This window comes from Bacteroidota bacterium, assembly GCA_018692315.1.
Taxonomy (GTDB): domain Bacteria; phylum Bacteroidota; class Bacteroidia; order Bacteroidales; family JABHKC01; genus JABHKC01.
Window position 1 is genome coordinate 1 of the sequence record JABHKC010000200.1, and the last position, 12,169, is coordinate 12,169.

General features: G+C 30.5%; 8 protein-coding genes. All 8 read right to left on the minus strand.

Annotation, left to right across the window (positions count from 1 at the left end):
- The coding region (locus HN894_14865; GenBank protein ID MBT7144605.1) for a hypothetical protein at positions 1-1,728 on the minus strand (1,728 nt) is incomplete at its 3' end.
- A 50-nt stretch (positions 1,729-1,778) separates the two neighbouring features.
- A complete protein-coding gene (locus HN894_14870; protein ID MBT7144606.1) occupies positions 1,779-5,072 on the minus strand; it encodes a hypothetical protein in 3,294 nt (1,097 codons plus the stop codon).
- A 72-nt stretch (positions 5,073-5,144) separates the two neighbouring features.
- A complete protein-coding gene (locus tag HN894_14875) occupies positions 5,145-6,635 on the minus strand; it encodes an oligosaccharide flippase family protein (GenBank protein MBT7144607.1) in 1,491 nt (496 codons plus the stop codon).
- A gap of 40 nt (positions 6,636-6,675) precedes the next feature.
- Complete coding sequence (locus HN894_14880; protein ID MBT7144608.1) at positions 6,676-7,398, minus strand: hypothetical protein; 723 nt, start codon at positions 7,396-7,398, stop codon at positions 6,676-6,678.
- Between the two features lie 9 nt (positions 7,399-7,407).
- Entirely contained in the window at positions 7,408-8,298 is an 891-nt protein-coding gene (locus HN894_14885) for a hypothetical protein (protein ID MBT7144609.1), read from the minus strand.
- 14 nt (positions 8,299-8,312) lie between these two features.
- Positions 8,313-9,500 carry a glycosyltransferase family 4 protein gene (locus HN894_14890; protein MBT7144610.1) on the minus strand — a complete coding sequence of 396 codons (1,188 nt, stop codon included), beginning with the start codon at positions 9,498-9,500 and terminating at the stop codon, positions 8,313-8,315.
- A 229-nt stretch (positions 9,501-9,729) separates the two neighbouring features.
- On the minus strand, positions 9,730-10,800 hold the full coding sequence (locus tag HN894_14895) for a GNAT family N-acetyltransferase (protein MBT7144611.1): 1,071 nt from the start codon (positions 10,798-10,800) through the stop codon (positions 9,730-9,732).
- The gene (locus tag HN894_14900) at positions 10,794-12,071 is read right to left on the minus strand and encodes a hypothetical protein (GenBank protein ID MBT7144612.1); all 1,278 of its coding nucleotides are present in this window, start codon (positions 12,069-12,071) and stop codon (positions 10,794-10,796) included. The genes HN894_14895 and HN894_14900 overlap by 7 nt, the downstream gene beginning before the upstream one ends.
- Positions 12,072-12,169: the final 98 nt, after the last annotated feature.

Consider the following 12,169-nt stretch of genomic DNA (forward strand, 5'->3'; position numbering starts at 1 on the left):
AACATATACTGAGTCAACAATAAATCCGCATCCATCTGAAATTGTAACATAATACATCCCAGGATTGGTGGCCAAAATTGAATCAACATATTGGTCGGTTGACCAGACAAAACTTGTTCCACCGCCAGCAATCAATATCAAGGAGTCGCCATCGCAAATTGTGGTGTCATTCATTAGGCTTGAAATTGGCAGATTATTTATCTCAACAAAAACAGTATCGTAAGAATAACAAGCACTATCTTCCACAATTACTGTGTATTCAGTAGAAATTACAGGGCTGACAGAAATAGTTTGAGTGGTTTCGCCGGTTGACCATAAAAAGTTAGAACCAGCATTTCCTGCATCTAAAATTATAGTATCGGTTTCGCATATTAGGGTGTCGTTGCCGAGGTTTACAGAGAGGGCTTGGCAGGAATTATTTAGAGATAATAACCAAACTGCACCACAATTTGTTCCACCGTCATCATCAAAAACCGCACCTACAAATAACTCTACAAGCCCATCTCCATTCATATCACCTACAAAATCTACTGTCGTGCCAAATGAGTCGCTGGGATCCAAATTTCCTGTGAAATTACCTTGTGTATCACTTATCTTTTGATATGAATTTACAGTTCCATTCGAATTTAAAAATAAAATCCAAACTGCTCCTTGATCATTACCCCCATCGTCATCTTTTCTGGCACCTACAGCAATGTCGTTAACTCCATCTCCGTTTATGTCATTCAATAATGTTAAAGAAATCCCAAAAAGGTTATCATTAGATAAAATTCCTGTAAAATTCCCCTGAGTATCGCTAATTTTCTGATACGAATTAACTGTTCCATTAGAGTTTAAGAATAATATCCATACAGCTCCTCTGTTATAACCACCATCATCATCAAAAAAACTTCCTACTGCAATATCATAAACACCATCATTATTAAAATCTCCAATAAATTCAATACTCCTTCCAAAACGATCACCAGCATTAAGAAGACCTATCATATTTCCTGCTGAATTACTAATTTTTTGATAATTATTTACAGTCCCATTTGCATTTAAAAATAATATCCAAATAGCTCCACAATCTGTTCCTCCATCATCATCGTTAACTGAGCTCACCGCAAGTTCATTTATACCATCATTGTTGAGGTCTCCAATTATACTTAATGAAATTCCAAATAAATCATCACTATCTAAAACACCTGAAAAATTGCCATATGTATTACTTATTTTCTGATGTCCTAAAACTGTACCATTTGTATTTAAGAACAAAATCCAGACAGCTCCACAATCTGTACCACCATCATCGTCATACCTTGCTCCTACAGCAATATCATTTATTCCATCACCATTAACATCACCAAGTGAAGTAATACCTAACCCAAATTCGTCCCAAGAATCAAGAATACCAAAAAAATTCCCTTGTGTATCACTAATTTTTTGATGAGAATTAACTGTTCCATTTGAATTTAGGAATAAAATCCAAACTGCTCCTTTGTTTAAACCTCCATCTCCATCGCAATATGCTCCAACTGCAATATCAATAACACCATCTCCATTCAAATCTCCAATAGATTCAACAACAGAAAATCTATCAGCTGGATTAAGTACTCCATTGAAATTGCCTGATAAGGCACTTATTTTCAAATGATATGCTACTGTTCCAGGTTGGGACAGTAGATTATTTGAAATGAATAAAAAAAATATTAAAAAAGTAAAAAGATAAATATTATTTGTTTTCATAACTGAAGATTATTAGATTAGCAAATCTAAAATAACTAATACGAAAATCATCAATTCGCAGGATAAGTCAAAATCACTGAATTTAAAGTTTTTATTTGATAGCCTTCGCCAGGAATCATATCGCCAATATTATTTATGCTATAAATAGGCCAATAAATTAGTCCATCTCCATTTTTCACTATTACAATTTCGTTTTCAATTGGAGCCAGCATTATTTCTATCGATGCCGATGATTGTCGCAAATATCCTATAAAACTCCAATTTTGCGGAATTAAGAATGGTGTAAGTTCAGGGATTAAAGCATTTCCATAAACAAATAATGTTTGTGGCGAATTCATTTTTACCTGATAGCCTTCACCAATTATCATATTTCCAATATTGTTCAGGTTGTAAATAGGCCAATAAACCATTCCAGTTGTATTTTTCACAATAATTATTTCAGGATCTAAATAGTTCATAACACTATCGATGTTAGTTTGAAATGGATCTATATAGCTTGAAATAATATTCCAGCCTACTTGCATATTTATTGCTTGATTTTCTGTCAGATAAATTATTATTGAATCAGTTGCGCTGCAATAATTTGTATCTGTAACAATCACTGAGAAATAATTTGCTCCGACATTTATTATTGAGCTATCTAATGTTATTATTTGATTTGTTTCTCCATTGTTCCATAGATATGAAATAAAACCTGTGCCGGCATCAATCGTATAAGTTTGAGAAAAACCTATGGTCGTATCATTTCCAAGGTTTATTTCAGAGTTTTGAACTAATGAAACATTTATGCTATCACCTTCAGTATCTTCGCATTGGTTTGTAACAGCTACATAATAGTTTCCTGCATTTGTAATAACAATTTGTTGAATAGTCTCAGCGCTTGACCAATAAAAATCGCTGCCTGAATTTCCAGCATCTAATTCAAGAGAATTACCTTCGCATAAAACCGTATCATTTCCCAAATTCACTTGAGGAACGGGAAAAATATTTATTTCAAATGTATCGGAATCAACACAGTCGGAATATGAAACATCAACAAAAACTGTCATTGCTGAATCCGGCATAATTGTTACTGTCTGGCTGGTTGACCCACCGGACCAAAGATATGTTGCTCCGGGATTGCCAGCATCAAGAAAAACACTGTCTTTTTCGCAAACTGTGGTATCATTGCCAAGAAAAACAATGGGATTTGGAAGTGGTGTGATTAGTATGGAATCTGTGCCGAAACAGCCTGAATTATCAACAACAACACTAAAAATGGTTGGTGTATTTGGAGTAGCAAATATCGACTGTAATGTTTGTCCGGTTGACCACAAAAAATCTAAACCCATATTTTGAGCATCAAGTAAAACTGTTTCTCCTTCGCAAATTGAGGTGTCGTTTCCAAGATTTACAGTTGGCTGCGGAACAGCATTTACTGCTATTGCTCCAACAGAAGCTCCGCATTCATTATCCACATAGACGCTATACAATCCACTCGAATTTACCGAAATACTTTGAGTAGTTTCTCCTGTTGACCACAAATAATATGAGCCTGGATTACCAGCATTTAGAAGTGCTGAGCCTCCAAAGCAAAAACTTATATTATTACTAAAATACACATTCGGCACAGGATTAACCTGAACATATACAGAATCGACAATAAAACCACAACCATCGGAAATTGTAACATAGTACATTCCTGTGTTTGTAACCAGAATAGAATCTACATATTGGTCGGTTGACCAGATGAAACTTGTTCCACCACCAGCAATCAAAATCAATGAGTCGCCATCACAAATGGTAGTATCATTCATTAGACTTGAAATTGGTGGATTACTTATCTCAACAAAAACAGTATCGTATGAATAACAACCACTATCTTCAACAATTATAGTGTACTCAGTAGAAACTATCGGACTTACGGAAATAGCTTGGGTTGTTTCTCCGGTTGACCAAGTGTAGCTTGCACCCGGATTTCCTGCATCTATAACTATAGTATCGGTTTCGCAAATTAGAGTGTCGTTACCTATATTTACAGGGAGAGCTTGGCAGGAATTATTGAGAGATAATAACCAAACTGCACCACAATTACTTCCTCCATCGTCATCGAAAACAGCACCTACAAATAACTCTACCATATTGTCGTTATTAATGTCACCTACATAACTAATAGTCATACCAAAAGAATCACTTGGGTCTAAAGTTCCTAAGAATCCGCCTTGTGTTTCGCTAATTTTTTGATGTGAATTTACTGTTCCATTCGAATTTAAAAATAAAATCCAAATAGCACCTTGATCATTTCCGCCATCGTCATCCTTTCTGGCACCTACGGCTAAGTCTTTTACCCCATCTCCATTGATATCATTTAACAAGGACAAAGAAGTACCAAAAATGTCGTCATTAGACAAAACGCCTGTAAAATTTCCCTGAGTATCACTGATTTTCTGATATGAGTTAACAGTTCCATTTGAGTTCAAAAACAACATCCAGATAGCACCTCGGTTATAACCACCATCATCATCAAAATAATTTCCAACAGCTATATCACAAACACCGTCGTTATTAAAGTCGCTAATTGATTCAACACTTCTTCCAAAACGATTACCGTAACCGAGAAATCCTGTTAAATTTCCATTCGAATTACTTATTTTTTGATGAAAGTTTACAGTCCCATTTGCATTCAGAAACAATATCCAAACGGCTCCACAATCTATTCCTCCATCATCATCGTTTACAGCTCCCACAGCAAGTTCATTAATCCCATCGTTGTTCAAATCATCAACTCTACTCAATGATATTCCAAACAAGTCATCACTATTTAACGTACCTGAAAAATTCCCAAAAGAGCTGCTAATTTTCTGATATCCGTTTACAGTACCATTTGTGTTTAAAAACAAAATCCAAACTGCTCCACAGTCTGTACCACCATCATCGTCGTATCTTGCTCCTACAGCAATATCATTTATTCCATCACCATTTACATCACCAAGTGAAGCAATATCCAACCCAAATTCATCCCAATAACCTAGATTACCAAAAAAATTCCCCTGTGTATCGCTAATTTTTTGATAAGAATTAACTGTTCCATTTGAATTAAGGAATAAAATCCAAACTGCTCCATGATAAAATCCTCCATCCCCATCGCAATATGCCCCAACTGCTATATCTAAGACTCCATCTCCATTCAAATCTCCAATAGATTCAACAACTGAAAATCTATCACTTGGGTCAAGAATCCCATTAAAATTACCATAAGAGGCACTAATTTTTGAATGATTTGCTACAGTTCCAGGTTGAGAAAATAAGCTATTTGAAAATATTAAAAAGAAAAATGCTAAAATATAATTAGATATTTTTTTCATAACCATAAGTATTTTGTCAAAAGAAATATGACTTACAAACTTATGAAATTTATATACGAATAGCAATCTATTTTAACAATTTCGAAGATTCTTTTTCCAATTGGTTGGATTTCTCCACTTTACCCATACTTTCTTTATTGATATGATTTCAATTTCTTCATAAAAATTAAATAAATATAAAATAAACGGGAAAGAAATTAGAATAATTAACTTTAGAATAATAGCTAAATAAAAATTTAAACTGTTTGTAAGAATAGAAATCAAATATAACAAAATACCTACAATTAACAATTTCATTATCTTGATTATTTCGTAGTTGATTTTGTAGAATTTATTTGAATAATAATAGTAAAGTACTACCATTAGAATGCTTGAAAACACAGTTGTTATGGCAGCACCATATATATTAAGTAAAGGAACCAAAATAATACTAATCCCTAAATGAAAAATTGCAGCTGTTAAAACTATGTAAGCATTGTATTTTGTTTTTTTTGTATAGTGCAGACCTAAGGAAAATACGTATTGTATTCCTTTCAAGACGAATGTAAAGCATATTATTGGTATTATTGAATATGCAAGCCAATAGTCTTCATTCTTTGCAAATATTTCGATTAATTCTTTTGAAAATAGCGATAATGCTAAAACCGATAAAACTAATATGAAACTATAATAAGTTAATACTTTTGAAAAATATCTTTTTGCATCTGGTTTATCAAACATATTGAATGCAATAGGTAGAAAACCAAGCTGAAATGATTGTAAAATTATAACATTTATGACGCTCGCAATTTTATATCCTAATGTGTAAATTCCATTATCTGAATAATTATGAAAATATGGAATAATAAATCTATCGCTAAGGTTTAATATCATTGCGGAAATTGAAGTAAAAATTAACGGGAAGCCATATTTAAACATCTCTGAAAGAATTTGAAAATTGAATTTCCAGTTTACATGTTTTAAAACAAATGGCAATGACAATATAGTAAGTAGCCCACTTCCTATGAGCTGACTAAGAATAATAGCTTTAATTCCCATTTTAAGATATACAATAAAATATATGTTTAAAAAGAGAATAGTTAGAAGTTTTAAGGTAGTTATTACAACAAAGAATACCGATTTTTCTTTTATTCGTATTAGATCGAAAGCAATGTGATTCAGAATTTCAAAAGAAGCCGACAAAAACAATAATGGGAAAAAACTAGAATATTCATAATTTTTAAAAAATAACAATGAAAATTGATTTTTAAAGGGTAACAGTGCAATATTAACAAAAAAAACTATCAGCACTGTAGAAATTAATGCTGTATAAATTATTGATTTTTTGGCATCTGAGTCTTTTTCTGAGGCATACCATCTCATCATTGCAGTAGAAAGCCTAAAACCAAATACTGTAGCTACAAATAGCATTACAGCCTCCAAGGTTCCCCACATACCATATTCTGTTGTGGTTAGATGTGTAGTATATAATGGCAATAAAACAAAACCAATCAATTTCGAGCTTAAATTTCCTAAACTATAAATAATTGTATGTTTTGCAGTATGTTTTAATTTATCTAACATTATAGTTTAAATGAATAAATAGCTTGTCTATCTTAATAAATTATTCTTTCAAATCATGAATAATAATTTCAGAGATTTGTTTAGCAACAATTCTGCTACCTTTCGCAGAAAAATGAATTCCATCAGGATAATCGGTTTCACAATTTAAGTCATCTAAATTCAAATGTATCAAATCATTTCTATCAGAAATTTCTTCTATAACTTTATTATATTTCTCAAAACTCCTTGAGCTACCTGGGATAGCATTCTCAATACGTTCATTAGCCCTATTAATGGATAATGTAATAATTTTTGCATTAGTTTCCTTTTCAAGAGTTTTAATTATATGATCATAATATTTTTCAAATTTTTTTATTGATATCCATGATTTTTTCCCACGTAGTTTTACAAAAAAAGAACTATATTTTTTGAATATTCTGCTATGAATAGAACCTAAGAGAGTTTTAATAAAAAAATCATTCTTCATATTTAAAATATTTGCATACCAAAATGGTATTTCTCTTGTAGAAGCATCTGGAACACCAATATTTAAAATATAATAGTTCGGGAAAGTGTTGATAATATCATCAAACTTCGTCATAATATCAGTAATTGTTGCCCTACCAAAACCTTTATTTCTCACAGCTACAATTTTATCGGATAATCTTTCCTGCAAAATGTCCTCTAAAATTTGTCCATAATTTTTATTGTAAGGATTTTTTTGAGGTGGACGAACACGGATAGCAACTGAATTTCCAACTATTGTGATTCTAATTATTTTCATTTGTACCCATTATAATTTATATCTATACAAACTTCCTAAGCCGTCACAAATACTCATTAATTCATTTTTTTGATTAGAACTCCAATCTTCATAATGTTTATAAGTCCCAGACTTTTGCACATTTTCCTTTGCAGAAAGCGACTTTTCTATAGTTTTCTGGTTAATATTTACTTCAAGAAAATCTAATAATTTGTTACAGTTTTCCACTGTCAAATCATTGAAATTGAATGTGTAAATTCTTTCATCGGGGATGCTTTTCTTAAAATCTTCAATAAACGAATTCGTCTCGTTCCACAGCCACGATACTTTTTCAATTTTGGAATAAGATTTCCAGTTAGTTTTTTCGGTTTCTGTTAATGGCACTATTCGTTTTATCTCATCGTTTCTATACTTTTTGTAATAGTTTCGTCTGATGCCCGACCTAACAAACTCCCCCGGATGTCTATATATGTGAACAAATTTTGAATTTGGTATCAACTTGGCAATTACCGGAGCAAAAAATGTGATGTAATTGTTTGTCTCAAAATATCTTTTTTCAGATTTTACAGAATATCTCAAGAATTGTTCTCTTCCAGTCAAAAATATTTCTTCGATTAGCTTTGTCTCATTTGGGCTTAAATTATGATTATTAGCTTTAAATAGTTCATAAACAAAACGACTTTGTACAGCAAAACTTGGATTTGGGCTATGTTCGACTTTTACATTTTTGTCGTTGGATAATAATTTACTTACCCATTTTGTACCACATCTGCCAGTTGATAGGAAAAAAACCGGTTCTTTCAGGTCTGCAAAATTGTTTGCTCGCAAATCGAAAATGGTTGCGTTCTTTTTGGATTTCCCAAACCGAAATGTCCAGTAAAAATCATCAAGATTTAGTTTAGTTATATTAGATATTTTCAAGTTTAAAAATTTAATTATTCATAAATCTTTGCTAATTCTTTCCCAAAATTTTCCAGATTGTATTTTTCGAGAACTGCTTTCTTTCCGTTTTTGCCCATCTCACGGCATAATTCTCTATTTGCAATAAGATATTCTGTTTTTTCAACCAAATCGTCAACATCTTCACTTCTAAAAACTACACCACAGTTTTCATCATTAATAATTTTTTCCTGAGGTTTGCAATCTGAAACAATCAACGGTTTTTCGAACAGCATATATTGAAAAATCTTGTTTGCTACACCAGATTCGTGTTGTGAATTTTTCACAATTGGCGAAAGGCAAATATCGCTTGCCTTAATATACGATGGTAAATACTTAATATCTTTCCATGGATAATAAATAATATTATTTTTGATTTCTTCTTTCCCGAAATAGTCTTGGAAAAACTCTTGTTCGTGCTTATCTATCGGGCCTATCAGCAAAAGTTTTATTTGCGGATTAGTCTTAGATAGTTTTTTCATGGCCTCAAGGCATGTAACAATTCCACGCCTTTTTCCTATTCCCCCAAAATAAAAAAGTATTATATTTTTTTCTTTCTCAATAATATTTTCATAAATATTATATTCTGAAAATTGTTTCAAATCTGGCACATTCGGATAAATTGTGAATTGATTTTCGTTCAAAAAATCGTACTTTTTCAGAAGATAATTTTTAAAAGTGTCGCTGAGTACAACAATATTTTTCGGATAAGACAAATATGATTTTTCAAGTTTTTTCCAATGTTTTGGTCTTACAATCAGTCTATTAGGAAATTTTGTTGAATATTTATAGCTCATTATTGCCGCCGGATAATTCTCGTGAAGGTCTAATGTAAAAGGAACTTTCAAGTTTTTTGTTGCCATATGTGCTGATTTTGACATATATAAATCGCTTACATGAAGGGCTTCAATTTTGTTCCTTTTTATAAACTTTGTGATATGTTTTTTCCAAAAATAATGATAAAAAGGTAATAAGTTAATAAGAATTACCATTAAATCCTTTAGGGATTTTCTGATTGTTATTCTATTTATTTTTATTTTTTCGAATTCTTCAAATTCCGGATATTTCCCAAAATTGAAACATAAGACAAAAACTTCATGCCCATTTCGCATAAAGGATTTAGTTTCGTTCAAAACTCTTGAGTCAATATAAAGCTCATTGTCAACAATAACTCCAATTCTCATATAAAATTAAAATTTCTTTTCCTTCAAAACAATAGAATAATTAGACAAATATTTCCTATCTATTAGCAAACCTATTAAACATGCTTCGAGACAAAAATACAAAAAGATTATATATAGAAGTGAATAGATCAATATTAATAAAAACTCAAAACAACCAACACGATACTCGAAACAATTTAAAACGTCTGTCAATGCGTCAATAAATAAGTTGCTGAAAATTTTCACATAATTATATCGAACCTTGTGTAGCAATTCTTGACAAACAAAATCCTTTTGGGTCTAATTGATAATCTTCCAATTCTTTCCAAACCAAACCAATTCCTCTCCTTAAAGGGGTATATTTTGCTTTTTTAAAAAAATCAATTTCTTGTTTATTGTAAGAATTGTGATCAAATACCCAATTTCTAATAAGGGTAATACCTTCTCTAAAAATCTCCTTTGTAGCATATTTTACCATTTCTACACTCTCTTTTTGGCTTAATTCTGGATGAAATGTGCTTTGAGAAATATATGCTACCATATTTGGTTGTGAATTAAAAATCAATAAGCCGACTAATTTATTATTATCATTCTCGAATGAGAAAGTATGTATTTTATAAGAATTTGAATTATCATAAATTCTCCATTGCTGAAACTCTGAGGACTGGTCAATTGCAAAAGCATTTTCTTTTTCCTTTAAATTTGCTTGAATTAAATCATTCACTTGATCAATTTTAGCTTCTGTAGATATATGAAATCTTTTTAATACAAGATTGTTAGTGGATTTAAATGAATAATTAAGTTTTGAAAAAAAACAAAGTCCTAAAATTTTTGCCTTATCAATCAATCTATTATTTCTATTCAAACTTGACAGATATTTAAAGCTTGGAACAATTCTATTAGCTATTAAAATTTGTTGATGTTCATACGGGATTTTGAAACCAAGTTTTTTAAATGGCTTATATGCTGAGGTGAAACCCCAAATAACTTTTACACCATTTTCAATACATTTTTCAAACAATACTTGATATAAATTATAAAATACATTTTGACCCCTGTATTTAGGATCAACTAAAGTATCTTCACTTTTACCTGTTAGTACTTTTTCTCCTTTTGAATTTATTAAGAAAATAGGAATCACACAATTAGTCCCTGCTATTTCGTCATTATCTTCACCTATTATATATATTGACCTTCCTGCAGGAGAATTATGAAACTCCCAACGAAATTGTTCTATTGTTCTATTGGAAGAATAGAGACGATTGTGAAAATCATTAATTTTTTTATAGTCTTTTTCTTCGGCCTGTCTATATTTTACCATATTAATTTATTTTTGTTAATAATTTCTTGAGGTGTAACACATTCAATTTTATTTTCATATATGTACAATAAGGTTTTTTTATACTCTTTTATGAAGGAATTGTACTTATAATTAGTAAAGTATGTATTGTGCCACAGTAGAGAGAATAAACAATTATATTTATTCTTCTCAAAAAAATCAATAATTATATTTCCTATTCTATTAGTGTCAATTTTCATATATCTATGAAATGTCCCATCCATAAAATTTAATGGTGCTATTATAAAGTTATAAGGTTTCATTTCACTTATATTGAATGGTTGAAATGCATTTCCGTATGAATTTCGAAAACCATATCTTTCAGCAAAACCTAGACTAGCATCAAAATTTACAATTGAATCTGAAAGTTTTTTCCAGTCTCTATGTGGTAAAAAGTTTAAGAAATGATATCGATTAAATGTAGTGTTCAGATTTCCTTTTTCAATTTCTTCATTGATACTTAGTTTATCACACGATTTGTGTAAGCCATTAATAAATCCATTTGCATTAACTTGATTCAATAGCTTTTGTTCTTTTTCTATAGAATAATCAGCATTTTTAATATTAGAATTTCTATTGCTTTTCGTAACTAACCAAAAAAAAGTTGAACGAATGTCATATTCTGAATCAATTTTGATAATTTTATCAATATTTTTCCAATGTGGCTTTCTTAAAATTTCATTAAATATTAATGTTAATATTACATCCAACCGCATCTTTTTAATAGCCCAAAAACCGTCTTGTACAAATGAACCATAAATTGTATCAATATCATGCGAAACAAAGAAGGAACTTTTTCTAAGTGCATTTTTCATGCCGAATGAATCTATTATTTGATCAATATAATGCTGTACAAGATTAATTTCAATGCAATTATATTTTTCTTGATAACATGAATGTAATAAAAATCTTCCATGATTATCTAAATCAGATTCTTTAGGTGAGAATTCTTGCAAACAATTAATCATATAAAAAGTTGTAGCCAGAAGATCTTTCTTTCTATTTTTATCAAATATTATTTGTTTATTTTTTAAGATATTTGAGTGCGATAAATCTGGAGAGTCTTTAACTAATTCATCGTAAAATTCACATGCAATAACTTGTGTTTTTGAATGTGAATGGTCCCAGATCATATCAGCTTCCTCTGGAATGTCAATAAATTGAAAAGTAATATCTTGATTCTTTTCAACTATTTTTAAGGTATAAAGAATAGGATGATAATAATTAGTTCCTTTTTTTATGTATAATTTCATGTATAATCTTTTTCTAAATAATTCAATCTTTGAGATAGTCTCAAATATCATATATTCATTTAATTCATATTTTAGCAAAAATAATACTATTTACATAA

Excerpts from the sequence above, each read along its gene's own strand:
- HN894_14870 (MBT7144606.1), bottom strand. The coding sequence starts at position 5,072 with ATGAAAAAAATATCTAATTATATTTTAGCATTTTTCTTTTTAATATTT.
- HN894_14875 (MBT7144607.1), bottom strand. The coding sequence starts at position 6,635 with ATGTTAGATAAATTAAAACATACTGCAAAACATACAATTATTTATAGT.
- HN894_14880 (MBT7144608.1), bottom strand. The coding sequence starts at position 7,398 with ATGAAAATAATTAGAATCACAATAGTTGGAAATTCAGTTGCTATCCGT.
- HN894_14890 (MBT7144610.1), bottom strand. The coding sequence starts at position 9,500 with ATGAGAATTGGAGTTATTGTTGACAATGAGCTTTATATTGACTCAAGA.
- HN894_14895 (MBT7144611.1), bottom strand. The coding sequence starts at position 10,800 with ATGGTAAAATATAGACAGGCCGAAGAAAAAGACTATAAAAAAATTAAT.
- HN894_14900 (MBT7144612.1), bottom strand. The coding sequence starts at position 12,071 with ATGAAATTATACATAAAAAAAGGAACTAATTATTATCATCCTATTCTT.